This is a genomic window from Halomonas sp. PBN3 (genome assembly GCF_000475415.1).
Lineage (GTDB): Bacteria > Pseudomonadota > Gammaproteobacteria > Pseudomonadales > Halomonadaceae > Halomonas > Halomonas shengliensis.
Map to the genome: position 1 here is coordinate 99,566 of NZ_AXCA01000158.1, position 23,011 is coordinate 122,576.

Genomic DNA, 23,011 nt, shown 5'->3' on the forward strand with positions numbered 1-23,011 from the left:
CGCGGTTCTCCTATCAGGTTCAGGCGGCGGCGACGCGGTCGGCGAAGTCGACGAGGTAGCGGTCGGTGATGCGCTGCTGGAACATCAGGTTCTCGAGCGGGGGCACCGGGGTGTAGTCGTAGTCGATGTAGAGCTTGCCGCTCTTGAGCACCTCGGGGCTGTTGAGCTCGGCATCGAACCAGGCCTGGCCGCCCAGGAGGTAGCCCTGGCGAATCCACTCGCGGAACTTGGCGTTGATGCCCTCGATGATGTCCTTCACCAGGCTGGGGTGCATGGGAAGGTCGACGGCCCAGAGGTGCGCCTCGGCGATGGTGTCGGCGATGATCTGGGCGGTGCGGGTGTAGTTCTCGAAGGCGAACAGCGGGTCGATGGAGCAGGTGCGCGAGCCCCAGAAGCGGAAGCCGCCGCGCTGGATGAGCGTGGTGACCTCGTGGCTGTTGAGGTAGCCGGCGTCGGTGTTGGGGTCCTGGAGATCCCAGAAGACGTCCTGGCTGATGCCGGTGACGCCGTTGACGGGGCGGTTGGAGAGCGTCTTGTGCCAGCCGATCTCGTTGTCCAGCTTGGCGCGCATGCCCATGGCACGGGCCACGGCGGAGAGGTTGCGGGTGCTGTTGGTGGCGGTGTCCCAGCCGGTGAACTTGGGCCAGATGACCATGCACTCGCGGGCGCCGAAGTTCTCTCGGTACATGGCCGCTTCTTCGATGGTCGCAGAGTCGCCGGCGCTGGCGTAGACGAAGGCACGCAGCTTCTGGGCGATGCTGATCATGGCACTGGTGACGTCGGCGTCGTCGAGATCGGGGGCGCCGAGGATGCGCGGCTTTACGCCGAGGCGCTGCTCGGCGGCGAGCAGGGCCTGCATGCCGAGCTTCTTGCCGCTGGCATCCACGCCACCGATGACGTTGGACTTGGTGGCCTCGGGGTCGGCGCCTTCCTCCACGCGCACGACGACCACCAGGGTCTTGGCCTGCTTGGCGATACCGTCGAGCGCGCGGGCCAGGGTGCCCTCCTCGCCGGCGTCGCCCTGGGCGGCGAGCAGATCGGTGAGCAGCACCGGGGTGTCCAGCGGGAAGGGCTCGTCTTCGCCGCCGGTGAGGGCCTGGTAGCCGATGGCGGAAACGACGCCGGCGCCGGTACCGGATTCGGCGGCGGTGACCAGGGCGCTGGCGTCGGGGTCGGTGTTGACGGCGCTGGCGATGTCGGCGGCGGTGCTGGAGATCTCGCTATCGACGTCGGTGGCCAGGGTGACGGTGATGTCGTTCTCGACGGTGGCCACGCTGAGCGACGCGGAGGCGGTGCCCGGGTCGACGTAGCGGATGCGGATGGCGTTGCCAGCGGTGCCGGCCGCAGCGGCGGTGTAGGTGACGCCGGAGCCCGCGGCGGCGAACTCGAGCAGCAGCTCGGCGGCGGTGCCGGCGGCGGCGTTGGGCGCGGTGGCCACCAGGCCGATGACCGCGGTGGCCACGGTGCGGATGGGCCGGGTGCCCTCGTTGATTTCGACGACACGGATGCCGTGGTGGTAGTCCTGGGCCATGGGGCGCTCCTGGGCAGGGTGAACGGTGCAGCAGTGCGTGTCGCCATGCTTGCGCGCGCGCGGCGGGGGCTCTAGCGCTGGGCGTTGTGGATGGTGGGGCTACAACATGCCGGGCTATTCCCGCCTGAATACGTACTGCCCCAGGAGCTCGGCTCTCAGGTGCTCGCTGTCGGCGTGGCTGACGTGGCCGAGCCAGCTGGCGACCACGGCGCGCACGTCTTCGAGCTCGACGCGGCCCTGGGCGTAGTGGCGCTGGAGGCGGCGCATCTTCTTGCGCATGCGCAGCACGCTGTCCTTCCGCACGCGGCGGCGGTGCGGCCAGATCTTGTAGCCGAGGAAGTCGAGGCCGCGGCCGTGGGTGTTGCTGACGGGGAATACCTGGGTCTTGTGGTTGGTGGTGAGGCGCAGCTGGTCCCAGAGGAACACTTCGATGTCGTGGCGGATTCGGTGGAGGTGGGCCTTGTCGTGGTGGACCACGCAGAAGTCGTCCATATAGCGCAGGTAGCGGCGCTCGCGCAGGCCGTGCTTCACGAAGTCGTCGAGCTCGTGAAGGTAGACGTTGGCCCAGAGCTGGCTGGTGAGGTTGCCGATGGGCAGGCCCTTGGGTGCGAGGTCGCCGATCACGGCGCTGGTGTCGATGATCTCGTCACACACGGCGAGGGTGCGCGGGCAGCCGATGCGCCGGCGCAGCAGCCGCTTGAGCACGCCATGGTCGATGGAGTTGAAGTATTTGCTGATGTCGGCCTTGAGCACGTACACGCGGCCGTGGCCGCGCTCCACCTGACGCAGGAACTGCTGGGCGCGGTCGGCGCCCAGGTGCATGCCCTTGCCAGGGCGGCAGGCGTAGCTGTCGTGATGAAAGGTGGGCTCCCAGATGGGCTCGAGCACGCCGACCAGGGCGTGCTGCATCACGCGGTCGCGGTAGGGGAGTGCGGCGACGGTGCGCTCCTTGGGCTCGAAGACGCGGAAGTAGCGATAGGCGCCGGTGCGGTAGGTGCCGGCGAGAAGTTCGCGCTGGATCTGGAGGAGGTTGGGCTCTAGGTTCTGGCTGAAGCGCATCACCTCGGGGCGGTCGCGCTTGCCGCGGCGGGCCTTGAGGTGACCGCGGTAAAGCGCCTCGAAGGTGGCGAAGCGCTCGAAGAGATCGAAGTGGCGTTTCATGCTGGCTTCCTTGCGGGATGGGTGGGCGCGGCGATTTTCCTGAATACTCGCCGCCGCGCCGATTGCGTTTTTCGGCAAGCGCCGGGGGCTGGGCGTCCTTTTGAATGGCGCTGTCCTGGTGCCCGTGAGCACCAGGCTTCGGGCCTGAGACATCCAAGAGCGGGGCGGAACCCGATATTGCTGTTCGTGTTCGTGCGCGCGTTGTTCAAGTTCAACGCGCCGAGGCCGGCATTGGAACCGTTGTTCCAGTTGCCGCCACGGATCGGGAACCGCTAGTAACTCCCAGCCCGATCATGGCTATGCGCGGGCGCGCATGGCCTTGATCCAGTTGCCCGTCATGCCGCCGATGGCGTCAAGGTCGCGGGCGAGATGCTCGTATTGCTTGAGCGGCAGGAAGCCGAGTTCGTGGGCCATGCGCACCAGCGAGCGCAGGAGATCGAGCTCGGCATCCAGCTCCTGGAGCGTGGTCTTTTTGAAGTAGCGCTTGTTGCAGATGATGATGAGCCGCAGCAGCCGCCAGCAGGCGGCGCGGATCTCGGCCGAGAGCACGTGACGCTCGGCCTTGGGGAACTGCTTGAGTGCGACATAGGCATAACCAATCATCTCCTCCGTGTGCTTGCGAATCCTGAGCTCTGCAGGCTGGGTCATGTCGGTGCGGCCCGGCTATCGCCGGGCCATCCTGGTTGTCGGGTGGGCGGATGTCAGAGTGCGAAAGCGGGGCGGAACCCGAGACCGCTGATCGTGTCCGTGCGCGCGCTGCGCAGGTCCAACGCGCCGAGGCCGGCAGCGTACCCGCTGCCCCAGCCGCCGCCACGGATCGGGAACCGCTCGCCGCTGGTGTTGACGTAGAAGCTCCCCTGCATCGAGACGTCGGCGGGGCTGATCAGCAGGCGCTGGAGCAGCTGCGATTCGGTGTAGCCGGCATCCTTGGCCAGGTTGTCCCACTGGCTGACGCTGATGCCGGCGTCTTCCACCACGGGGCTGCTGTTTTTCAGCGTAGGGGCGCCTCCTTCGTTGCTGATGTAGTGCCCCATGGCGGTCCAGTTGGCCTCGTCCTCATCGAAGCTGTTGTCCTCGAGGAGGTGGATCTGGCCGTCGACCAGCTTCATGCCGTGTTGCCACTCCCACACGTTGCCGACGAGGTCGGCGATGCCGCCCATGCTGTTGTCGTGCCGCCAACTGGCCGGACCGGAGCCGGTGAGGATGCGCGCGGTGCCGCTGGCTTCGCCGGCTGTGCCGCCATCCTGACGGCGGCCGATCTCGTGGGTGGCATCGTGGGCGCGGCCGTAGTTAGTGTTGCCGCGCGGGATGAAGCCCTGGGCGTGGCACCACAGGGCGATGGCGGCCCACTCGTGCATGGTCATCAGGTGCCAGCCGGCGCCCTTGGCGGCACAGGCGGCCTTGGCGCTGTCGTAGTTGATCGAGGCCCGCGGGTCGCGGCCCGGCAGGCTGACGGCGCGGCCGTCGTGCACCTGGGCATGGTACTGGCCGATGAAGATCTCAGGCAGCTCGGTGTTGCCCTTGATGAAGGCAGTGGCGACGCCGGTGCCGAAGGTGGCGTCGATGCCGAGATCCTCGTAGCGGAACTTGGGGATGACGTGCATCAGGCTGGGGAAGCCCTTGTCGTCATACAGCACGGTGACCTTACCGCCGGTGGCCGCTTCGACCTGGGCGCGCAGGCTGTCTGGTGAGGCGATGATGATGGACATGATGCTCTCCTGGGGTTAGATGGCGGGCCAGATGGTGACTTCCACCTGGCGCGGGTCGAGTGGCTGGGCTTCGCGGAGGGTGGAGGGCTCTTCCTCGCCTTCCATCGGCTCGCCTTCCACTTCCTGGTACTGGCGCGGCGGGATGCGCACGCTGGCTATCTGGTAGCCGTCGCCGCCCAGCTGGGCTATGCCGTCTTTCTGGCGCACGTCGACGATCACTTGGCTGTCGGCCTGGTGCTCGGCGCAGTCAATGGCCACGCCGCAGACAGTGACGATGCCCTCGGCGATGCTGAAGTCAGGGTGCGGGCCCTGGCCCATGGTGCGAACTTGCATGGCAATCTCCTTACTGATCCATCAGGTGTGCGACATAGCGGCAGCGCACGTTGTCGGCCGTGCCCATCAGGTAAGCGCGGAAGGTGTTGCGGGCTCGGTCGTCGGCGTCGGCGGTGAGGGTGGGCGGCTGGCTCCCTTCAAAGCTGATGACGTCGAGCTCCAGGGCGTAGTGGTCGCCGCCCATCACGGCGGGGAAGTCTTGCTGCTGATAGACGGGGCTGGACTGGACCCACGGCCAGTCGGGCTCGGTGCGCGCGATGGTGGTGATCGAAACGCTGGCGAGGTAGGGGTCGGTGGTGCCATTGTTGCCGGCGGGAATGGTGAGCGAGGCGAGTGCCAGGGCGTCGGCCGGGGGCTCCTCGTTGAGGCCGGTGACGGCCAGCACCAGGCCGGCGCCGGCGTCGATCAGGTAGGCGATGGCGGTGGCGGTGGTGCTGCTGGAGTTGCTGGGCACGGCGGCGGCGTTGTCTTCGGCGGCCAGGCCCCACTCGCGGCCGAGCATGAACACGGCGCCGGAGGCGATGCCGAGGTTGCGGTTGGCGGTGGTGGACTTGCTCAGGGCGCAGCCGCGGATGATGCCGCGGTTGGTGAGCAGGAACTCGCCCTCCTGGTGGCGCACGGTTTGCTGACGGTGCAGCTCCTGCTCGAGCAGGCCGGCGAAGGAGAGCGCTTGCTCGACGGCGATCCACAGGGCGTTCTGCCCCTCCACGCCGACGGCGTCGACGGACTGTTGCAGCGCCTCGAGGTTCTTCTTTAGGTAGGCGGTGCGGTTGGCGAGCTGCTTGCTGGGCAGGTTGTCGATGCCATCGGGCCCGCCTTGCACCGGGTCGGTGGTCTCGAACTGGTAGATGCCGTTTTCCCACTGGGGGGATTCCGGGACGTTGGCCATGGGGCGGTCTCCTTAGAAGATGATGGTCCAGGTGCCGTCGAAGCTGATGTCGTCGTTTTTCTCGATGATGCCGCGCACCTTGCGGCTGAAGAGCTCGCCACTGGCGGTGATGAGCCCGAACTCGCGGATGGCGATGCCGTTGGCCTCGCTGGTGGCGAGCGAGAAGCTGAAGCGCACCTGGCCGGGCGCTGGGTAGCTGTGCCCGGTGAGGTTGCGCACGTAGGCCCCGGTGAGCGCGGTGTCGTCGGGGCTGGCCGGGCTTGAGCCGCTGCCGAAGCCGATGCGGGTGACGGCTTCGCCGCTGCCGTCGCCGGCGATCAGGCGGGCGAGCATGTCGCGGGCGCCGTCGACGATGAGGTTCTCGTCGCGGAAGCCGTCGATCAGCTCGCCGCCGCGGTAGACGTTGAGCTCCAGGATGCCGGTCATGTCCTGGTGGTCGCGCAGGCGTAGGGTCATGGGGTCCTCACAGGGTGGCGTTCTGGGTTTCGGTGGCGGCCCGCCGGGCGCTGGCGTTGCGCTGGATGCGGGCGTTGCGGAGGCGGCGCACGGTGATGCTGAGCGCGGCGGCATCGAACAGGGCGGGCATGGCGGTGCCGTAGCTCAGCGCGCCATCTCGGCGGCCGAGGCCCCCGCGCCCGGGGCGATGGGCGGCGTGCTGCTCGCTCATGTCGGCGCTCACGGCCAGGTTTGCCAGGTCCCAGACGTTGTCTCGGGTTTCGCCGGTGATCTCCCACTCGGCGTAGGGCGAAACGCCGGTGCGCAGGATCTCGCCGTTGCGGAACCAGCTGAGGTCGCGTCGCAGCGGCGCCGGCGGCAGGCGGTTGGCGTTGTGGCGCAGCAGGCTGCCATCTCGGCGGCGCCCGGCGGGGCGAACCTCGGATAGCTGAGGCTGCACTGCCATGCCGAGCTGGTCATCGGTGGCGAGCTGGTCGCTGACGCTTGAGCGGTAGACGATTTCGCGCAGCTCGGAGCGCACCGGCTTGGCGGCGTCGATCAGGCGCAGCAGGCGCGCGAGCTCGTCACCGCCGACGCCCTTGTCTTCGCCGATGTCGGCGATCAGTCGGAACATGGCCCAGCGGTTGCCGCCGCCGTAGGTCTCGGTGCCGTCGCGCAGCTGCACGCCGTCATGGCGCAGCACGGGCAGCCCTTCCTCGACCTCGGCATCAGCGTAGCCGGCGGCGCGCAGGGCCTCGCGTACTGACCAGACGCTGCCCCGGCGGCGGGCGATCTCCATGCTGGAGGCGATAGCGCGGCGTTTGGTGGCCTCGGGCCAGTCGTCGCTCCACTCGCTGACGCGCACCGCCCAGGCGAGCCAGGGCAGCAGGTGCGCGGGGCATGCCCAGGGGTCCCAGAGCGTGTCGACGCGCGGCGCCTTTAACCGGTCGGTGGCGCCTTCATAGGCGCGCTCGAGCGGCGTGGCGCTGGGCGGCAGCAGCGAGCGGCTATTCGACATAGTCCACCTCGATCAGCGTGCAGTAGGCGGCCTGGTGGCTGTCGCGCGGAATATCGGCGGTGGGGCTTTGCAGCTCGACATGCTCGACGCTCTCGACCCACAAGGCGGCCAGCACCGCATCGCGCACGACGGGCAGGCCGAGGCGGTGGCGATCGGCGGCGTAGGCTTCGGCGGCGGCGCGGGCGGCTTTGGCGACCACGCTCTTGGCCGGGCCTTCGCGGATGGTGAGGGTGGCGCGGATCTCGTACTCGGTGACGGCGGCGCTCTGCACTTCGACCTGGTCGTTGAGAGGGCGCACGGTCTCGGCGGAAAGCGCGACGTCCACGGCACTGACCAGGGCAGCGGAGGCGGTGCCGTTGCCCTGGCGCGACAGCACGGTGACGGTGACCACGCCGGCGCGGGAGCTGGTGACGGCGGCGTCGAGGACGTCACCGTCGGCGGCGAGCGCGTGATAGACGTAGGCGTCGCGGGCGCCGGCGGTGCTGTAGCCGTCGTAGGCGAGCAGCAGGCGGCGCAGGTAGTCCTCGTCGCTCTCGGGCTCGCCAGCCGAGGAGGTGAGGCGCTCGGTCTGGTAATAGGTCACGCCGATGTGATCCAGCTCGGCGCCCTGGGCGTAGGCGAGCATGAGGCGCGCGGCGCGGTCGTTGAAAGCCTGACGCTCGATCATGATGCGGTAGGCGCTGAGCTCGAGCAGTTTGGTGAGTGGCTCGCTCTCCAGCTCGAGGGTGGCGGCGATCTCGTCACGCTTGGCGCTGGGCAGTGCCTCCAGGAAGTCGACGCGGATCTCGGCGAGCAGGGTCTCGAAGTCCTGCAGGGTGACGAAGTCGGGCCGGGGCAGCCGGGAAAGGTCGATCAGGGCGGTCCTGCTCATGCGATGGCCACCTCCATTGCGAGCGGCTCGCCGGCGGCGGTCCGCCCTTCGATCTCGAGCACGGCGGTGCCGGGCTGGGTGGTGCTGACGGCGCGGCGGATAGCGGTGACGCGGATGCGCGGCTCCCAGCGGATGAGCGCCATGACGCTGGCGGAGTAGGCCTGCAGCAGGGTGGCGTCGTTGAGCGGCATGTCGATGAGTTCGGGCAGCAGGCTGCCGTAGTCGCGGCGCATGACGCGCGAGCCGATGGGCGTGGTGAGGATGTCGCGCACGCTCTGCTGGATATGCTCGATGCCCTCCAGGGCGCGGCCAGTGCTGGCGTTCATGCCGGTCATGATCAGCCCCCTGCGTAGACGTTGCCGGAGCCGGCGGCGACGGATGACCCACAGTCAACGGGGTCGCCGATGCGGCCGAGCTGGGCGCCGTTGGCGTAGACGCTGCCGGAGCCGGCGGCGAGGCTGCCGCCATGGCATACCGGGGTGGCGTTGCAGTGGGTGGCCCAGCCGTCGCCCTGGCGATGCACGGCGATGCCATTGGCGTAGACGCTGCCGCTGCCGCCGGTGCTGGGGCGCGGCGGAAAGCTGCCGTGGCCGGTACAGCTGTCGCCTTTGCGGGTCACTGCGGGCATGCGGGCTCCTGGGGTCAGTTGAGGTCGATGCGGGCGCCGTTGAGGCGGATGCCGCTGGCGTCGAGCTCGATGGTGCTGCCGTTGCTTTCGAGCAGGATGCGGTCGCGGTCCATGACGATCTTGCTGGGCCCGGTTTCGGCCAGCAGCCGGTGGGCGGCGTGGTCGTACTCGATAACGGCGCCATCGGGCATCACCTCGCGCCACACGTCGGGGCTGTCGCTGGGCGCGGGGTGCGTGGCGCGGTAGAGGCCGGCGAGCACCACGGCGCTGGCCATGTCGCCCCCTGGAGCGAACACCACCACCTGCTCGCCCACGGTGGGCGGGTTCCAGGTGCGGGTGGTGCCGGCGCGCTCTTCGAGCCACGGCAGCCAGGCGGTGGTGAGCTCGCCGATCTGCACCCGGCAGCGCGCGGAGGCGTGATCCACCTCGGCGACGGTGCCGAGGCGGATCAGGTTATGGATCAGGCGCAGCAGCTCGGCGGCGCTATGCAGTGGGCGTTGGCTCATGCGGCCATCGTTGCCGCTGGCGGGCGGCGGCTCTAGCGTGCGGGGTTGTAGGGTGTGGCGCTACAACGGAGGGCGGGTTAGAGGTCGTCGCCGAGGTGGTCGAGGAGCATGTCACGCACCAGGGCACGGTCGGCGTCGGAGTAGCCGAGCAGGCGGCGCTCGGGGTAGTCGTACGATGGGCCATTGCGATCGACGTTGTCGCGCAGGCCGTACTGGTGCACCCGGGCGATGCGCGCGACGCGGCTGAAGAAGCCCACCTGGGCATCATCACCACGGCCGCGGGCCTTGAGGTGCTTGGCCTGGCGGATCTTGGTGAACATGGCGCCGCGGCGGATGGCCCCGGCCTGGGCGCGGGCCTGGGGCTTGCGGGGCTCGAAGGGGCTGCCGTCTGGGTTCTTCTGGGCTTTGATGCGCGCGGCCTGGCGTTTGCGCAGCTCGCGGGCAATATCGCGGGCGAGCTTGCGGCGTTCTCCGGGCTGCAGGCGCTCGAGTAGCGGGGCGGCCCAGTCCTCCAGGGCGTCCAGGTCATCGCTCACGTTATTGCTCCCACTCGGCGACCAGGTCGTACTCTTCGCTGTCGTCGACGGCGCGGATGTAGAGCTGCCAGTTGCCGGCGGCACAGGGGTCGATCGGGAACTCGGGCATGCGGTGGTCGACATGGATGGTGCCGGCGTCGCAGTCGACCACGGCGACCACGCGCTCGGTGAGGGTGACGTCGATGGCGAGATCCCAGCGCTGATTGTTGAGCAGCTCGGCCTGGAAGCTTACGGCTTCCTCGGGCACCAGGTCGGGCTGGTAGCGGCTGAGCCACTGCAGCAGCGGGATGATCACGGTGTCGAGCTCGCCGGCGTGGTCGGTGATGACCACGCGCGCGGGCACCTGGTACTGGTGCGAGAGGTGGGCGCCGCGGTGGAACTCGATGCGGCCATCCTCGATGAAAGTGAGCAGCCGATCGGGGTTGCGCTTGAGCCCGGGGATGCGCTCGAGAAGGTGCTGGCGGAGTGAGGCGAGCTTCTTCACTTTACCACCTCATCGAGGAAGCTGCCGCGCTTGCCCTTGATTCGCTCGGCGGTCTTCTCGACGCTACGGCCGGCAATGTAGCCGCCGACGCCCAGGGTCATGAGATCCCACAGGCGCTCGGGCAGCTCGAGGCTGAGGCCGGTACCGAACACGGCGCCGAGGTAGGGGGCGAGCAGGTAGTTGTTGGCGACGATGGCGACGATGACCAGCATCAGCACCGGCCGCCAGTTGCGCTGGGCCCAGCTTTCGCCGCCTGCCTCGGCGAGGATGACCTTCATGCGCGCCTGAAGGGTGGCGTCTTGCTGGTCGATCAGGCGGCGCTGGAGTTCGGCCTTGAGTCGGTTGGCCTGGTCCTTGTCGGTGACGGCCTGGTCGATGACCTCGAAGACGGGGCCGGCGACGGTGCCGAGCAGCTTGCTGACGAGATTCATGGGGGCTCCTTTCAGGCGGCCAGGGCGGCGGCGTGGCGACGATAGGCGGCGGCTAGTTTGGTGTCGTAGTCGTTACGCTCGAAGTCGGGCCCGTTGTAGCGCCGGGCGAAGTCGCGCCAGTCGTGCCGGCGCAGGGCGGCATGGATGGCGGGGCTGGTCTCGATGAAGCGCACGAAGGCCTCGAGCTGGTGGCCCTCACTGGCGCGCATGGCTTCGCGCCAGGCGTGGGCGCTGGCGTAGCCGAGGGCCTTCCAGTGGAAGCCCATGATCTGGAACAGGCCCCACGAACAGGACTCGATGGCGGACTCTTCGTGGATCTCGGCGGCGGCCTCGAGGCGGTCGTGCTCGCGGGGGCCGCCGCGGTAGCCGCCGGGCCTGTCGTTGACCAGGCTGGGGTAGCGGCGCTGGTGAGGCGTGGGATTGATGCCGTGATGCTGTAGGCGGCGGCGCATGATGTGGCGCTCGTAGAGGATGATGGGCGCGTTGTGCCGGGCGCCGCCATGGTGGAAGCCGACGCCGCGGCTCTCGACCTCGTTGACGGCCATCACGGCGGCGAGCTCGACGCCGAGCGTCTCGGCGGCACCGACGAGGTCGATCTGGCGGAGCGCCTTGTCGCCCTTCTCCTGGTAGAGCGCTGCCTGGGTCTTGCGGCCGGCGATGCCGTCGATGACCAGGCCCTGCTCGCGCTGGAAGGCGCGCACGGCGGCCTGGGTGGCGGGGCCGAAGATGCCGTCGGCGGTGAGGCCCATGCCGCGGCGGCGGAGCTCTTGTTGCAGGCGTTCGACGGCGGGGCCGGTGTCTCCGTAGCGAAGCATCTCTATCTCCAGGGCCAGAGCGGGCGCAGTAGGTGGGCGAGGTTGCCGCCGGCGCGTAGCAGGCCGATGGCGATGCCGATCAGCAGCAGGGCGAGCCACCAGGCGTCGAGGTGGCCGGCGGCAAGGATGCGGACGGCTAGCCAGGTGTTGATGGCCACCAGCAGCCAGGCGACCACGGCGATGCCGGGGCGGTAGCGGCTGCCGCGGCGGCGGAAGGTGAGGATGCGGATGATGATCACCATGGCGGCGATCACCGCGAGCAGTGCAGGGGTGGTCACTTCTTGCCTCCCAACCAGGCCTTGAGGTCGATGGTCTTGACGCCCTCGATGGCCCGTAGCCCGGCGGTGACGGTGACCGCGGCGGCGGTGAATGCCGACACGGCGGAGTGCTCGAGGGCGCTGCCCAGGGTGGCGGGGCCGCCCAGGTAGCCGATCAGAAACGAGATGATCAGGTAGGCGAGCCGCTCGAAGAGCCCGAGATCCTTGGCGCTGATCACGAACAGGCTGGCACCGCAAAAGGCCCCGATCACAGCGTTGGCGTCGATGCCCGGCAGCATGCTGACGATAACGGCGGTGAGGCTGGCGGTGCCGGCGGCGGTGACGGTGCTGGGTTCTGCCATGGGTTCCTCTGCGTCTGCGTCAGCTCCAGAGCTGGACGGTTTCTTGTGTGCGTGGGCGGCGCTGCTCTTCCGGCAGCGTGACCAGGGTGCCGTGGGGCAGGATGGGGCCCAGCTCGGCGAGCCCGGGGTTGAGTTCGAGGGCCTGCTCGGTGGCGCCCTCGGTGTAGCCGAGGATGCGGTAGCAGAGGGCGTCGAGAGTTTCGCCCTGGTGGGTGCGCACCTGCGGCATCAGATCAGCTCCACCGTGGTATGGGTGCGGCCCAGGATCTCGCTGACGGCCCAGCGGGCGTCGCGGCGGTAGTCGTCGGCGGCGAGGTCCTTGGCCTCGCCCCGCTCGTCGCCCTCGCCGGTGGCGCTGTGGTCGCGATAGCGCTCGAGCAGACTGGCCATGGCGGTGGCGTAGACGGCGCGGCGGTAGAGCAGCGGGTAGGCGCCGGGCAGCTGCCAGCTGGGCGGGGTGACGTCCTCGAGGGTGGCGGCGCCCTCCTCTTCACGGGCGGCCTGCCAGGCGGCGAGCTGGCGGTTGACGTCGGCCATGGCGACGCGAAGGGCGTGCTCGACCCGGGCGGCGGTGATGGTGGTGTCGGCGCGCTCGGCGTCGCGGAACGCCTCCGGCTCGATGGCCGGCCAGAAGCCGTTGTTGGTGATGGCGGCGGCGGGAGTGCTGGCTTCGCCGGTGCCGTAGGCGATGAGTGACATGGCGACCTCTCAAGGAAGGGGGTGAACCGGGGAGCAGCGTGGGGAGAGATTCCTCGCTGGCCCGGTGCCCCCTTGGCGTCGGCGTGCGACTCGGGGTCAGCCCTGGGCGCTTTCGCCCTGGGCGGCGTTCTTGAGCTCGCGCTCGAGCTTCTCGATGTCCTTCTTGACGCCGACGCGCTCATTGAGCGAGAGGGCGAGCTGGAGATCCTCGAGGGCGAACTGCAGGCTCCCTGCATCCCGATGGGCATACCCCAGGGCCTTGTGCAGCTTGGCGCGGATCTCGTCGTGCATGTCGTGCTCGGCGGTGATCTGGGCCGTGCGCGCGAGGATCTCGACCAGGGCGGGGGCGTCGGCACCTTCCTCGGCGAGCATGCGCAGGGCCTGGTCGGCGATCTCCTCGGCGATGAGCGAGGCGGTGTCGCGCTCGTAGCGGTCGGGGGTCTGGAGGTCGTGCTGCATGGCGTACTCGGCAATGTCCAGGGCGCCGGGCAGGTCGCCGACGTCGATGCGCCAGACGAGCACGGTCATCAGCACGTCGTCCTGGGCGCCGTTGCCGGCCTCGAGGACGCCGGCAATGTAGCTATCGAACTCGGGAAGCAGCTCGCGCTTCTTCTCGATCTTGGCCTTGACGGACTTGATGCCCTTGAGGGTGCGCCGCGCCTCGTAGAGGGCGGCGGCGTGGAGCTCGTACTGGTCGCCGGTTTGCACCTGGCCTTCCGGGGTGGCCCCCGCCGCTTGCGCGGCGGTGACCTTCTGGAAGTGCTTGCGGGCTGGGCTCGTCATGAGTCGCCTCCTTAGACGCCGGTCCAGTCGCCGATGACGATGTTCTCGACCAGGCAGCCGAAGCCGTAGTCCTCGACCACGTAAGCGTCGTTGGAGGACTCGTAGTTCTCCACGCGGTTGCGCTTCGGGTTGTCCTCGAGGTAGCGCCGGCGGCTGCCGCGCTGCCAGTAAATGGACAGGTTGTCCGGCGCGGTGATGAAGATGGTGTTGTCCGGCATGAAGGGCACCTGGGCGCCCTGAACGCCTCCCATGCGCTTCTGGCTGATCAGCATGTCGGCGGCCTGTTGCTCACTGGGCGGCAGGTCGCTGTTGACCAGCGGGAAGTATTTGTCGGCCATCAGCTTGCGGCCGACGATAGCGCGCAGGGCGGTGTTGCCGCGGTGCCAGGGGTCAATCATCTCGTTGACGACGTCGTAGACCAGGGCGTCGAGGTTCTCGTAGTCGCCGCCGGGGCCGACTCGAACTTCACCAACATTGGCACCCTCGGTGAGCACACGGGCGGCGGCGTTGGCGCGGTAGTGCTGCAGCCAGCCGATGTTGACGTCTTGCAGCAGCGGGTTGGCGACCGGGTCGGACTCTACGGCGGCGCTGGTGCCGTTGAAGCCGATCATGATGCGGTCGAGCGCTTGCTGGCGAACGATGGCGTTGCGCACGCGAGTCTGGAAGTCGGGGAACTGCGCCCAGGCATCCAGCTTGGCCCAGGTGATGTGGGTGTCGAACTCGGTGGACACGCACTCGTAGTCGTGCGCCTCGAGGCTGGAGACGTCGCTGGTGGCGCGATCCTTGGCGCTGACGTCGGTGCGCTTGGCGATCGGGCCGGAGACGCCGAGACCGAGCTTCTGCCCCTTGAGCTCGTTCACGCCCTGGACGTTGATGCTGCTCAGGAAGGCGCTGGACTCCTGGATCTTGGATTCCAGGGTCTGCTGGACGCTGGGCTCAACGGCGAAGCTCTCAGTGGCGCTGGGAGCGCCGGAGAGTTGGGCCACGCGTGAGAGCAGCTGGTTATAGGCTTTACGGGTTTCGATACGCATGGGCGGCGGTCCTTAGCAGTCGGTGAGTACGGTGTTCCCGCCGCCGACGGCGGGGGCGCGCTCGGGGGTGTCCGGGGTGCGGTCGAGCTGGGCGTAGAGGGCGTCGAAGTCGGCCTTCAGCTTGTCGTGGGCGGCCTGCAGGGTATTGAACGCCTCGGCAGTGGGGCGCCTCTCCAGCTCGTCGGCCAGCTCACCATGCTTCTGCACGAACAGTTCGAGGGTCTGCTCGAGCTCGGCGCGGAAGGCCTCGAGGCCCTTCTGGGTCTTGGCGTCCTGACGCTTGAACAGCGCCTTGACCTTGTCGGCCAGGCTGGGGCCCTGGTCGGCGGGCGGCTCGCTGAAGTCGAGCTCGGTCTCGATGGCGGCGGTGAAGACGTTGTGGGCCTTCTGCTTGCGGGCGGCCAGCGGCGACTTGTCACCCTGCTGGGCGCTGAATTGCAGCATGTCGGTGCCGAGGCTGGCGGGGCTGTCAGTGACGGCCAGGCCTACTAGATACGCCTCGCCGGTGTCGGCGAACTCGGGGTCGACCTCGATGGAGGTGTAGACCTTCTGGCGCTCCTGGTTCATCTGCTTGAGGCGGTCGGTGGGGTCGATCTCGACGAACAGGGCGAGCTTGCCGTCTTCGACCTCGCGGGCCTCGACCTCGGTGACGTCGCCCAGGGCCTGGAAGGGGCCGTCATGGAACATGCCGCGCATGTGCTCCATCCACACGCGGGCGCCGTACTTGGCGGGGTCGAAGTTCTTGGCCATCTGCTCGATCCACTGGCGTGAGATCTTGCGGCCGTCGGTGGTTGCGCCTTCGGTGGCGACGCGAAACTTTGCCATGGCTGCCTCGTGGGTTGGGAACGGGTCAGGCGTTGCCGTCAGGTTCCGCGCCCTGCGTGGGCGCCTCAACTTGGCGGCGTTGTAGTGCCGGGCCCTACAACTCGCGCGTCCATGGGCGCTGCGTGCGCGCGGTTACGCTGGCGGCATGACGACCATGCCCCCCGATACCCTCGGCTCGCCGCGCATCACCGCGCGCCACCTCTACTGGCAGGGGTGGCGCGTGGCGCGCATCGCCGAGTTCCTGGAAGAGAAGCCGGCCACCCTGCACAGCTGGAAACGCCGCGACGGCTGGGATGAGGCCTCGCCCATCGAGCGCGTGGAGGGCGCGCTCGAGGCGCGCATGGTGCAGCTGATCGGCAAGGAGCCGAAGGAGGGCAAGGACTTCAAGGAGATCGACCTGCTCGGCCGGCAGATCGAGCGCCTGGCCCGGGTGCACAAGTACGAGGCGACCGGCCGCGAGTCGGACCTCAACCCGAACATCAATGCCCGCAACGAGGCGCCGCGCAAGCGGAAGGCACGGCGCAACTACCTCGACGAGGAGCAGATCGAGCAGCTCAAGGCGGCCTTCCTGGAGACGAGCTTTCAGTACCAGCTGCACTGGTACGAGGCGGGCCAGAAGCACCGCATCCGCAACATCCTCAAGAGCCGCCAGATCGGCGCGACGTTCTTCTTCGCTCGCGAGGCGATCGTCGACGCCTTCGAGACCGGCCGCAACAAGATCTTCCTCAGTGCCTCGAAGGCCCAGGCGCATATCTTCAAGAACTACATCCTCCAGTTCGTGAAGGAGGTGTGCGATGTCGACCTGAAGGGTGACCCTCTGGTGTTGGATAACGGCGCCGAGCTGCACTTCCTGGGCACCAACTCGAAGACGGCTCAGGGCTATCACGGCGACGTCTATCTCGACGAGTATTTCTGGATTCACCGCTTCCAGGAGTTCCGCAAGGTCACCAGCGGCATGGCGATGCACAAGAAGTGGCGACAGACCTACTTCTCGACGCCCTCGAGCCTGGGGCATGAGGCCTACCCCTTCTGGAGCGGCGAAATGTTCAACCGCCGCCGGCCGAAGGCGGAGCGGGTGGAGTTCGACACCTCGCATGCCTCGCTGGCCGATGGTGCGCTGTGCCCGGATGGCCAGTGGCGCCAGATCGTCACGGTGGAAGATGCCATCGCCGGCGGCTGCGACCTCTTCGACCTCGACCAGCTGCGACTCGAGTATAGCCAGGAGGAGTTCGCCAACCTCCTGATGTGCCAGTTTGTGGACGATTCGCAGAGCGCCTTCCCGCTGACCCTGGTGCACCCCTGCATGGTGGACGCCTGGGAAGAGTGGGACGACTACCGCCCATTCGCTCCTCGCCCGGCGGGCGACCGCGGGGTGTGGATCGGCTACGACCCGACGGGCACCGGCGAGGATGGCGACGGCGCGGGCCTGGTGGTGGTGCTGCCGGCACGCACGCGAGACGAGAAGCACCGCATCCTGGAGCGTCACCGCCTCAAGGGCGAGGACTACGAGGCCCAGGCCGATTTCATCAAGGGGTTCCGCCAGAAGTACCGCATCGAGCATATCGGCATCGACGTCAGCGGCCTGGGCGAAGCGGTTGCCGAGCACGTCGCCAAGTGGTTCCCGACGCTGACCCGCTACCGCTACGACGTGGCGGTGAAAGGGGCAATGGTGATGCAGGCCCAGCAGATCATGCGCAAGGGGCGACTCGAGTTCGATGCGGGCTGGAGTGACATGGCCCAGAGCTTCATGGCCATCAAGCGTGAGCTGACGGCGGGCGGACGCCAGTACACCTACACCAGCGGACGGAGCAAGGCGACCGGCCACGCGGACCTCGCGTGGGCGACCATGCACGCCCTGAATCACGAACCGATCGACGGCCCGGCCGAAGGCGCCGGGCGTTCTATCATGGAGATGTCCGAATGAGCGAGACCGCTACCCAAAAGCCGCGCGTTCGCGTGCCCGCCTATACCACGGACAGCGAGGCGGCCGCCGCTGCTACCTCGCAGCCAGCGCGCGCCGAGGCCTTCGCCTTCGGCGACCCGGTGCCGGTGACCAGCATGCGTGACTTCTTCTACGAGGGGCTTTGGATGTCGCCGGAGGAGTGGTACGAGCCGCCGATCCCGCTGGACGTTCTGGCGAAGAGTTACCGGGCAACGGCGCACCATGGCAGCGCGCTCCAGGTGAAGCGCAACATCCTGTTGCGCACCTTCGTCCCGCATCCTCTGCTGGGTCGGCAGACCTTCAGCGGATTGGCTCTCGACTACCTGGTGTTCGGCAACGGCTACCTCGAGGAGGTGGCGAGTCGGCTGGGAAGTCGCCTGCCGTTCCGCCATCTTCGCGCGCGGTACATGCGCCGCGGCGGCCTCCAGGGCGACCGCTATTGGTGGGTTCCCAACTTCGTCGACCGGGTGGAGCTGCCCCGGGGCCGGGTGATCCACCTGCTCGAGCCCGATATCGACCAGGGTATCTACGGGGTGCCGGACTACATCGGCAGCTTGCAGTCGGCGTGGCTCAACGAGAACGCCACCCTGTTCCGGCGCCGCTACTACCTCAACGGCTCCCATGCCGGGTTCATCATGTACGTGAGCGACGCCGCCCAGGACCAGCAGGACATCGACGCCATGCGCTCGGCGCTGAAGGAGAGCAAGGGGGTGGGCAACTTCCGCAACCTGTTTCTCTACTCCCCCCAGGGGAAGAAGGACGGCGTGCAGATCATCCCGATCAGCGAGGTGGCGGCGAAGGACGAGTTCTGGAACATCAAGAACATCACCCGGGATGACCAGCTCGCCGGCCACCGCATCCCGCCGCAGCTGATGGGCATCATCCCGCAGAATACCGGCGGCTTCGGCGACGTCGAGAAGGCCGCGCGCGTGTTCGTGGCCAACGAGCTCGAGCCGCTCCAGGAGACCATGCGCGAGATCAACGAGATCGTCGGCGAGGAGATCATCCGGTTCCGGCCGTACTCGCTCGACGCCGAGGCGGGCGGCGGCCTCGATCCAACGCGCTGACCAGCGCTCGCCCAGCACCACCGAAGCCGCCCATCGAGGCGGCTTTCTTGTGCCTGCTCGCCAGGCGGTCGGCACCCCCACCCCACCCCGGCGGCAGCCCGCCGCGCGCCGTCCACACCCCGCCCCGCCTCCGCTCTAGATGAGAATAATTTTATTCAAGCATGCAGGCGCATCGCCGCCAGGCGCTTAGGGCGCCTCAGAGTCTTCTAAGTCACTGGGAATACTTGCGTTTTTCTTCATTTCTGGCGGGCAGAAGCCCTAGGCCTGCGACGGCGGCGAATCTGAGAAGCAAGGGGGTCCTCGGAAAAAGGTAACATCGGTCACAAGGGCGAAAATCTCTCGCAAGCCACTGATATTGAAGGTTGTTGGCGTTACCTCAAAAAGGTAACAAGAGGTACTGCAAAAGGTAACGCTCTCGCAAGTTGCTGATAATAAAGGATATATGTTTTTCTCTCTGCGACCTCTTAAAAAGGTAACGCATTACCTTTGCATCACCTTTTTGTTACCTTTTGAACACCCGTTCGAATCCTTTGATATTCATACGCTTACGCTGTTTTTCGGGATGGCGTTACCTTTGTTACCTTTTTCCGAGCCCCCCACGGATTCTAGAGCTCCGCGCGCGCATGATGCGCCCGCGCACGTTACACGCGCATCACCATCATCCATCTGGGAACAATCCGGGAACAAATCATCGCTTTCCAGCTGAAGACGATCTTGTAGAATCAGCAGCTTAGAGGAGAAACCAACAAAAGGGTGGTTTCGAATCCCTCCCCCTCCGCCACGAATATCGAAAAAGCCGCTGAGGAGACTCAGCGGTTTTTTCTTTGCGGCCTTTCCTTGTCTCTTGCCTGATGCAGCCCTTGCCCCGTTTCTACAGGCTCAGCTCCTCTCCATCCTTCGCCACCTGCACGTTGGCCGGCAAGGCACACGCCCCCTCATGCAGCTCCCGGTCGAGCTCGTGGCCGATGTGGGTCAGGTAGGCCATCGGCACCGCCAGCCGTTCGATGATCTGCACGGCATGCGCCGGGGTGTTGTGATTGCGGGGCTCCGTCACGCGACTCGGGTAGCCGCAGTCCAGCACCACCACGTCCGGCTGCCATTCGCGCAGGAAGCGCTCGGTCGCCCCCGGCAGGCCACAGGTATCGGTCAGGTAGGCCAGCCGCCCTTCCCCATCATCCAGACAGTAGCCCAGCGTCGGTTTACTGTGGTTGAGCGGCACCGGCGTCACCGTCAGCGACGCGAGTGACAGGAGCTTGAAGGGCTTGAGAGGCGCCCGGAAGTCGAGCACGCCGGGGTGACGGTAGAGGTCGGCACACCCCTGGGGATCCTTGGGGCCATAGACCGGGATCGACTTGCCACACCCCCAGCGCAGGTGAAACAGCCCCTGCACATGATCGGGGTGGTAGTGGGTGAGCAGGATGGCGTCGGGGCGATGTCGCTGACAGCGATCGGCCAGGTCCATCCGGCCGGCGTCCAGAAGATAAAGATGTCCGTCGACCTCGACCTCGGCGCTGCAGGGCCCGCGTCGGGCGCCGGCGATCACCCGTGCCCGTACACAGACCGGGCAGTCACAGCCGAAGCACGGCACCTGGGCGCTGTCGCCGGTGCCGGTGAAACGAAACTTCACGCCGTGACCTCCCCGTCGACCAGCCGCTCCAGGGCCGCCAGTGCGCCATCCAGTGGCCCACCATTATCCAGGCGCGGCAGCTCCGGCAGTGCATCACTCAGCTCGCGATGGCGCGCCAGGCGGGCCTCGATCTCGGCCTCATCCTCGCGCCCACGGCGGCGTAGCCGCGCACGCAGCACCTCGTCCGCGGCGGTCATCACCACCGGCGTCAGCGCCGCACCGAAACGCGCCCTGGCCGATGGCAAGGCACGCCGGCTGCCGTTGACCAGCACCACTCGGTCGCGAGCCAGCCAGGCGTCGAGCTCGACCCCCAATCCATAGTGAAGGCCATGGGCCTCCCAGCTCAGGGCGAACAGGCCTGCGCGCTGGCGGGCCAGGAACTCCTCTGGTGTCAGGGCGACACTGTTCTCCGAGGCCCCGCTCTCCCGAGTCACATAACGGTGGGCAACGAGCCACTCCGGATAGCGCTGGCGGGTAGCGGCCAGTAGCGTGTCCTTGCCCACGCCGCTGGCCCCGACCAGATAGATCAGCCGGCCCATCAGTGCACCTGCCGTCCGGCGCACCACACCCGCTGGACCAACGGATGATCATCCACCACCCGCACCCGCAGCAGGTCGGCACGAAGGCCGGTGGCCAGGCGCCCGCGATCCTCAAGCCCCACCGCCTGCGCCGGGATCCGGGTGGCCGTGGCCACGGCCCGTGGCAGAGAGTAACCCCCTTCCATGTCGGCGATACGGAAGACGGCATCCAGCAGCGCCGCCGGGTAGTAGTCCGATGAGAGCACATCGAGCACGCCCAGCGACACCAGCTCCGCTGCGGCGATATTGCCCGAGTGAGAACCGCCACGCACCACGTTGGGCGCGCCCATCATCACCGCCAGCCCGTGACGGTGGGAGGCCTCGGCCGCCTCGCGCGTGGTGGGGAACTCCGCCACCCGGGTGCCATACTCGACGCTCTCGGCGACGTGCTCGATGGTGGCATCGTCATGGCTGGCCAGGGCCAGACCACGCTGATGGCACGCTGCAGCGATAGCCTGACGGTTGGTACTGCTGTAGCGGGCGCTGTTGGCCAGCTGCTTCTCGATAAAGGCTTCCAGTGCTTCATCGCTCATGCGGTGCTTGCCCTGGTAGTAGGTCCGGTAGGCATCCAGACTCACGAACTGACGCTGACCCGGGGCATGATCCATCAGCGATACCAGGCCGAGAAGCGGCGAATCGGCCAGGGACTCGAAGCGCTCCAGGGTCGCTGGCTGACAGACCTCGCAGCGCAGGTGGAGACGATGGTCGATGCGGGCCATGCCGTCGTCCATGATCGCCTGCAGCGAGCCGACCATCTGCTTGAGCGCGCCCTCGCGCATGCTCTGTTCATCGATGTCACCGATGGAGAGTGCATCGAACACCGTGGTGATGCCGCTGGCGGCCATCTGGGCGTCATGGGCCAACGCCGCGGAACGACCCGGCCAGGCCACCTTGGGGCGGGGCTGGAAATACTTCTCCATGTTGTCGGTGTGCAGCTCGATCAGGCCCGGCATCAGGTAGTCGCCATCGCAGTCCAGCGCGGAGGCCACGCCGGTGGTGCCACGATCCACAGCCGCGATGCGTCCGTCGCGAATCACCAGCGAGCCCCGGCACACCTCGTCGTCGAGGACCAGCCGGGCATTGGTCAGCACCTGTTCGGAAGCACTCATCCGCGAATCTCCTCATCATTGGCTGGCATGGAGGCCAGCGCCGCCCCCATATGTGGTGTCAGCGGCAGCAGGCGGTCGGCAACGCGGTCGCGCACGTCCTCGTCGTGAAAGATACCCAGCAGGGCCGCGCCGCGCGCCTTGGCCTCCTGGATCAGTTGCACCACCACCTCACGGTTGGCGGCATCCAGCGAGGCGGTGGGCTCATCCAGCAGCAGCAGCGGATGCTCGGCGATGAAGCCGCGGGCGATGTTGACCCGCTGCTGCTCACCGCCGGAGAAGGTGCCCGGAGGCAGGCTCCACAGGCGCTCGGGCAGGTTGAGGCGGGCCAGCATCGCCTCGGCCCGCGCGCGCGCCACGGCCGCGTCCTCGCCACGGGCCAGCAGCGGCTCCATCACCACCTCTACCGCCGGCATCCGCGGCACCACGCGCAGGAACTGGCTGACGTAGCCGATCACGTCGCGCCGCAGGGTGTGCCAGGCGTGGGCCGGCAAGGTCTCCAGCGCCAGGTCGCCGTCCTCGAAGTGCAGGCGCAGCGTGCCGCCGGTGACGCGGTAGCTGCCGTGGAGCATCTTGAGCAGCGTGCTCTTGCCGATGCCGCTGGGCCCGGCGAGCACCAGGCACTCGCCGGGCGACAGGGTCAGCGACAGGTCACGCATCACCTCCAGGGTCATGCCCCCCTGGCCGTGAAGCACGAAGGCCTTGTGCAGGGAGTCGACGCTGAGAAAGGGGGACGTCAGGGATGTCATGGCGGGCCTCCTCACGGGGTCAGGACCGACGACACCAGCAGCTGCGTGTAGGCGTGCTGGGGGTCGTCGAGGATTTGGTCGGTCAGGCCGCTCTCCACCACCTGGCCACGGCGCATCACCATCAGGCGATGGGCCAGCAGGCGGGCCACCGCCAGGTCATGGGTGACCAGGATCACCGAGAGGCCAAGCTCGCGGACCAGGGTGCGCAACATGTCGAGCAACCGGGCCTGCACGGAGACATCCAGGCCCCCGGTGGGCTCGTCCATGAACACCAGGTTGGGACGGGTGACCAGAGTGCGGGCGATCTGCAGGCGCTGCTGCATGCCGCCCGAGAAGGTCTTCGGGGCGTCATCGATGCGCCGTGGATCGAGCTCGACGCGCCCCATCCAGTCCTGGCCGGCGGCGCGCAGCTGCCCGTAGTGGCGCTCGCCCAGGGCCATCAGGCGCTCGCCGATGTTGGCCCCGGCCGAGACGCCCAGGCGCAGGCCGTCGCGGGGGTTCTGGTGTACCAGGCTCCACTCCATGCGCAGCAGTGCCCGGCGATGGGCCTCACCGATGGCGTAGAGGTCGAGCTCGCCCTCGTGGCCCGACCCGTCGCGGCCCTGGGCGGCGGCTGAGTGATAGACCACCTGGCCGGC

General features: G+C 67.8%; 30 protein-coding genes. 2 read left to right on the top strand and 28 right to left on the bottom strand.

Features of this window, described 5'->3' with window-relative positions:
• Window positions 1-19: 19 nt before the first annotated feature.
• From Q673_RS0118420 to Q673_RS28320, 23 genes are all read right to left on the bottom strand, one after another.
• The gene (locus tag Q673_RS0118420) at window positions 20-1,531 is read right to left on the bottom strand and encodes a phage tail sheath protein (RefSeq protein WP_023006070.1); all 1,512 of its coding nucleotides are present in this window, start codon (window positions 1,529-1,531) and stop codon (window positions 20-22) included.
• Window positions 1,532-1,645: 114 nt separating this feature from the next.
• Window positions 1,646-2,692 carry a reverse transcriptase domain-containing protein gene (locus tag Q673_RS28225; RefSeq protein ID WP_023006071.1) on the bottom strand — a complete coding sequence of 349 codons (1,047 nt, stop codon included), beginning with the start codon at window positions 2,690-2,692 and terminating at the stop codon, window positions 1,646-1,648.
• A 297-nt stretch (window positions 2,693-2,989) separates the two neighbouring features.
• Entirely contained in the window at window positions 2,990-3,340 is a 351-nt protein-coding gene (gene avd, locus Q673_RS28230) for a diversity-generating retroelement protein Avd (RefSeq protein ID WP_023006072.1), read from the bottom strand.
• A 53-nt stretch (window positions 3,341-3,393) separates the two neighbouring features.
• Window positions 3,394-4,401, bottom strand: a complete 1,008-nt coding sequence (locus Q673_RS28235; RefSeq protein WP_023006073.1) for an SUMF1/EgtB/PvdO family nonheme iron enzyme — start codon at window positions 4,399-4,401, stop codon at window positions 3,394-3,396.
• A gap of 15 nt (window positions 4,402-4,416) precedes the next feature.
• Window positions 4,417-4,734: a hypothetical protein gene (locus Q673_RS28240; protein WP_023006074.1), complete on the bottom strand. Its 318-nt coding sequence runs from the start codon at window positions 4,732-4,734 to the stop codon at window positions 4,417-4,419.
• 10 nt (window positions 4,735-4,744) lie between these two features.
• On the bottom strand, window positions 4,745-5,623 hold the full coding sequence (locus tag Q673_RS36845; protein WP_023006075.1) for a hypothetical protein: 879 nt from the start codon (window positions 5,621-5,623) through the stop codon (window positions 4,745-4,747).
• Window positions 5,624-5,635: 12 nt separating this feature from the next.
• Entirely contained in the window at window positions 5,636-6,079 is a 444-nt protein-coding gene (locus tag Q673_RS28250; RefSeq protein ID WP_023006076.1) for a hypothetical protein, read from the bottom strand.
• A gap of 7 nt (window positions 6,080-6,086) precedes the next feature.
• The gene (locus Q673_RS35590; RefSeq protein ID WP_023006077.1) at window positions 6,087-7,076 is read right to left on the bottom strand and encodes a phage tail protein I; all 990 of its coding nucleotides are present in this window, start codon (window positions 7,074-7,076) and stop codon (window positions 6,087-6,089) included.
• Entirely contained in the window at window positions 7,066-7,947 is an 882-nt protein-coding gene (locus Q673_RS28260) for a baseplate assembly protein (RefSeq protein WP_023006078.1), read from the bottom strand. The genes Q673_RS35590 and Q673_RS28260 overlap by 11 nt, the downstream gene beginning before the upstream one ends.
• A complete protein-coding gene (locus Q673_RS28265; RefSeq protein ID WP_023006079.1) occupies window positions 7,944-8,282 on the bottom strand; it encodes a GPW/gp25 family protein in 339 nt (112 codons plus the stop codon). Before Q673_RS28265 ends, Q673_RS28260 begins: the two co-directional genes overlap by 4 nt.
• A gap of 2 nt (window positions 8,283-8,284) precedes the next feature.
• Window positions 8,285-8,575, bottom strand: a complete 291-nt coding sequence (locus tag Q673_RS28270) for a PAAR domain-containing protein (protein WP_023006080.1) — start codon at window positions 8,573-8,575, stop codon at window positions 8,285-8,287.
• A 14-nt stretch (window positions 8,576-8,589) separates the two neighbouring features.
• Complete coding sequence (locus Q673_RS28275; RefSeq protein WP_023006081.1) at window positions 8,590-9,081, bottom strand: phage baseplate assembly protein V; 492 nt, start codon at window positions 9,079-9,081, stop codon at window positions 8,590-8,592.
• A 77-nt stretch (window positions 9,082-9,158) separates the two neighbouring features.
• A complete protein-coding gene (locus tag Q673_RS28280) occupies window positions 9,159-9,617 on the bottom strand; it encodes a phage virion morphogenesis protein (protein ID WP_023006082.1) in 459 nt (152 codons plus the stop codon).
• 1 nt (window position 9,618) lies between these two features.
• Window positions 9,619-10,101 carry a phage tail protein gene (locus Q673_RS0118435; RefSeq protein ID WP_023006083.1) on the bottom strand — a complete coding sequence of 161 codons (483 nt, stop codon included), beginning with the start codon at window positions 10,099-10,101 and terminating at the stop codon, window positions 9,619-9,621.
• Window positions 10,098-10,532 (bottom strand): 3TM-type holin, encoded by a 435-nt coding sequence (locus Q673_RS0118440; protein WP_023006084.1) that lies wholly within the window; start codon window positions 10,530-10,532, stop codon window positions 10,098-10,100. Before Q673_RS0118440 ends, Q673_RS0118435 begins: the two co-directional genes overlap by 4 nt.
• An 11-nt stretch (window positions 10,533-10,543) precedes the next feature.
• Window positions 10,544-11,347 carry an N-acetylmuramidase domain-containing protein gene (locus tag Q673_RS28285; RefSeq protein WP_023006085.1) on the bottom strand — a complete coding sequence of 268 codons (804 nt, stop codon included), beginning with the start codon at window positions 11,345-11,347 and terminating at the stop codon, window positions 10,544-10,546.
• Window positions 11,348-11,349: 2 nt separating this feature from the next.
• Complete coding sequence (locus Q673_RS28290) at window positions 11,350-11,625, bottom strand: phage holin family protein (protein ID WP_023006086.1); 276 nt, start codon at window positions 11,623-11,625, stop codon at window positions 11,350-11,352.
• Window positions 11,622-11,966, bottom strand: coding sequence for a putative holin (locus Q673_RS28295; RefSeq protein ID WP_023006087.1), 345 nt, complete (start codon window positions 11,964-11,966; stop codon window positions 11,622-11,624). Before Q673_RS28295 ends, Q673_RS28290 begins: the two co-directional genes overlap by 4 nt.
• A gap of 19 nt (window positions 11,967-11,985) precedes the next feature.
• Complete coding sequence (locus Q673_RS28300) at window positions 11,986-12,195, bottom strand: tail protein X (protein WP_023006088.1); 210 nt, start codon at window positions 12,193-12,195, stop codon at window positions 11,986-11,988.
• Window positions 12,195-12,665, bottom strand: a complete 471-nt coding sequence (locus Q673_RS28305; RefSeq protein WP_023006089.1) for a head completion/stabilization protein — start codon at window positions 12,663-12,665, stop codon at window positions 12,195-12,197. Before Q673_RS28305 ends, Q673_RS28300 begins: the two co-directional genes overlap by 1 nt.
• Window positions 12,666-12,761: 96 nt before the next feature.
• A complete protein-coding gene (gene gpM, locus Q673_RS28310) occupies window positions 12,762-13,448 on the bottom strand; it encodes a phage terminase small subunit (RefSeq protein WP_023006090.1) in 687 nt (228 codons plus the stop codon).
• An 11-nt stretch (window positions 13,449-13,459) separates the two neighbouring features.
• Window positions 13,460-14,479: a phage major capsid protein, P2 family gene (locus tag Q673_RS28315; protein ID WP_023006091.1), complete on the bottom strand. Its 1,020-nt coding sequence runs from the start codon at window positions 14,477-14,479 to the stop codon at window positions 13,460-13,462.
• Between the two features lie 12 nt (window positions 14,480-14,491).
• Entirely contained in the window at window positions 14,492-15,304 is an 813-nt protein-coding gene (locus tag Q673_RS28320) for a GPO family capsid scaffolding protein (protein ID WP_023006092.1), read from the bottom strand.
• 145 nt (window positions 15,305-15,449) lie between these two features.
• Here Q673_RS28320 and Q673_RS28325 point away from each other — a divergent pair, with 145 nt between their 5' ends.
• Both Q673_RS28325 and Q673_RS28330 read left to right on the top strand, forming a co-directional pair.
• Window positions 15,450-17,228 carry a terminase large subunit domain-containing protein gene (locus tag Q673_RS28325; RefSeq protein WP_031218169.1) on the top strand — a complete coding sequence of 593 codons (1,779 nt, stop codon included), beginning with the start codon at window positions 15,450-15,452 and terminating at the stop codon, window positions 17,226-17,228.
• Entirely contained in the window at window positions 17,225-18,313 is a 1,089-nt protein-coding gene (locus Q673_RS28330) for a phage portal protein (protein WP_023006094.1), read from the top strand. Before Q673_RS28325 ends, Q673_RS28330 begins: the two co-directional genes overlap by 4 nt.
• An 871-nt stretch (window positions 18,314-19,184) precedes the next feature.
• Here the strand turns inward: Q673_RS28330 and phnP are convergent.
• The 5 genes from phnP to Q673_RS28355 all read right to left on the bottom strand — a co-directional run.
• Complete coding sequence (gene phnP / locus Q673_RS28335; RefSeq protein ID WP_023006095.1) at window positions 19,185-19,940, bottom strand: phosphonate metabolism protein PhnP; 756 nt, start codon at window positions 19,938-19,940, stop codon at window positions 19,185-19,187.
• The gene (gene phnN / locus Q673_RS28340; protein WP_023006096.1) at window positions 19,937-20,479 is read right to left on the bottom strand and encodes a ribose 1,5-bisphosphokinase; all 543 of its coding nucleotides are present in this window, start codon (window positions 20,477-20,479) and stop codon (window positions 19,937-19,939) included. Before phnN ends, phnP begins: the two co-directional genes overlap by 4 nt.
• Window positions 20,479-21,627, bottom strand: a complete 1,149-nt coding sequence (locus tag Q673_RS28345; protein ID WP_023006097.1) for an alpha-D-ribose 1-methylphosphonate 5-triphosphate diphosphatase — start codon at window positions 21,625-21,627, stop codon at window positions 20,479-20,481. The genes phnN and Q673_RS28345 overlap by 1 nt, the downstream gene beginning before the upstream one ends.
• On the bottom strand, window positions 21,624-22,373 hold the full coding sequence (gene phnL / locus Q673_RS28350; protein WP_023006098.1) for a phosphonate C-P lyase system protein PhnL: 750 nt from the start codon (window positions 22,371-22,373) through the stop codon (window positions 21,624-21,626). The genes Q673_RS28345 and phnL overlap by 4 nt, the downstream gene beginning before the upstream one ends.
• Window positions 22,374-22,384: 11 nt before the next feature.
• On the bottom strand, window positions 22,385-23,011 hold a 627-nt coding region (locus tag Q673_RS28355), incomplete at its 5' end, for an ATP-binding cassette domain-containing protein (RefSeq protein ID WP_023006099.1).

Bases quoted from the DNA above. Each gene is read 5' to 3' on its own strand.
- Q673_RS28330 (WP_023006094.1), top strand. From the start codon at position 17,225: ATGAGCGAGACCGCTACCCAAAAGCCGCGCGTTCGCGTGCCCGCCTAT.
- Q673_RS28345 (WP_023006097.1), bottom strand. From the start codon at position 21,627: ATGAGTGCTTCCGAACAGGTGCTGACCAATGCCCGGCTGGTCCTCGAC.
- Q673_RS28270 (WP_023006080.1), bottom strand. From the start codon at position 8,575: ATGCCCGCAGTGACCCGCAAAGGCGACAGCTGTACCGGCCACGGCAGC.
- Q673_RS28240 (WP_023006074.1), bottom strand. From the start codon at position 4,734: ATGCAAGTTCGCACCATGGGCCAGGGCCCGCACCCTGACTTCAGCATC.
- Q673_RS35590 (WP_023006077.1), bottom strand. From the start codon at position 7,076: ATGTCGAATAGCCGCTCGCTGCTGCCGCCCAGCGCCACGCCGCTCGAG.
- Q673_RS28305 (WP_023006089.1), bottom strand. From the start codon at position 12,665: ATGTCACTCATCGCCTACGGCACCGGCGAAGCCAGCACTCCCGCCGCC.
- Q673_RS28265 (WP_023006079.1), bottom strand. From the start codon at position 8,282: ATGACCGGCATGAACGCCAGCACTGGCCGCGCCCTGGAGGGCATCGAG.
- Q673_RS36845 (WP_023006075.1), bottom strand. From the start codon at position 5,623: ATGGCCAACGTCCCGGAATCCCCCCAGTGGGAAAACGGCATCTACCAG.
- Q673_RS28275 (WP_023006081.1), bottom strand. From the start codon at position 9,081: ATGAGCCAACGCCCACTGCATAGCGCCGCCGAGCTGCTGCGCCTGATC.
- phnL (WP_023006098.1), bottom strand. From the start codon at position 22,373: ATGACATCCCTGACGTCCCCCTTTCTCAGCGTCGACTCCCTGCACAAG.
- Q673_RS28225 (WP_023006071.1), bottom strand. From the start codon at position 2,692: ATGAAACGCCACTTCGATCTCTTCGAGCGCTTCGCCACCTTCGAGGCG.
- Q673_RS28235 (WP_023006073.1), bottom strand. From the start codon at position 4,401: ATGTCCATCATCATCGCCTCACCAGACAGCCTGCGCGCCCAGGTCGAA.
- Q673_RS28315 (WP_023006091.1), bottom strand. From the start codon at position 14,479: ATGCGTATCGAAACCCGTAAAGCCTATAACCAGCTGCTCTCACGCGTG.
- Q673_RS28320 (WP_023006092.1), bottom strand. From the start codon at position 15,304: ATGGCAAAGTTTCGCGTCGCCACCGAAGGCGCAACCACCGACGGCCGC.
- Q673_RS28250 (WP_023006076.1), bottom strand. From the start codon at position 6,079: ATGACCCTACGCCTGCGCGACCACCAGGACATGACCGGCATCCTGGAG.
- phnN (WP_023006096.1), bottom strand. From the start codon at position 20,479: ATGGGCCGGCTGATCTATCTGGTCGGGGCCAGCGGCGTGGGCAAGGAC.
- Q673_RS28325 (WP_031218169.1), top strand. From the start codon at position 15,450: ATGACGACCATGCCCCCCGATACCCTCGGCTCGCCGCGCATCACCGCG.
- Q673_RS28300 (WP_023006088.1), bottom strand. From the start codon at position 12,195: ATGCCGCAGGTGCGCACCCACCAGGGCGAAACTCTCGACGCCCTCTGC.
- Q673_RS28285 (WP_023006085.1), bottom strand. From the start codon at position 11,347: ATGCTTCGCTACGGAGACACCGGCCCCGCCGTCGAACGCCTGCAACAA.
- Q673_RS28295 (WP_023006087.1), bottom strand. From the start codon at position 11,966: ATGGCAGAACCCAGCACCGTCACCGCCGCCGGCACCGCCAGCCTCACC.
- avd (WP_023006072.1), bottom strand. From the start codon at position 3,340: ATGACCCAGCCTGCAGAGCTCAGGATTCGCAAGCACACGGAGGAGATG.
- Q673_RS28260 (WP_023006078.1), bottom strand. From the start codon at position 7,947: ATGAGCAGGACCGCCCTGATCGACCTTTCCCGGCTGCCCCGGCCCGAC.
- Q673_RS0118420 (WP_023006070.1), bottom strand. From the start codon at position 1,531: ATGGCCCAGGACTACCACCACGGCATCCGTGTCGTCGAAATCAACGAG.
- gpM (WP_023006090.1), bottom strand. From the start codon at position 13,448: ATGACGAGCCCAGCCCGCAAGCACTTCCAGAAGGTCACCGCCGCGCAA.
- Q673_RS0118440 (WP_023006084.1), bottom strand. From the start codon at position 10,532: ATGAATCTCGTCAGCAAGCTGCTCGGCACCGTCGCCGGCCCCGTCTTC.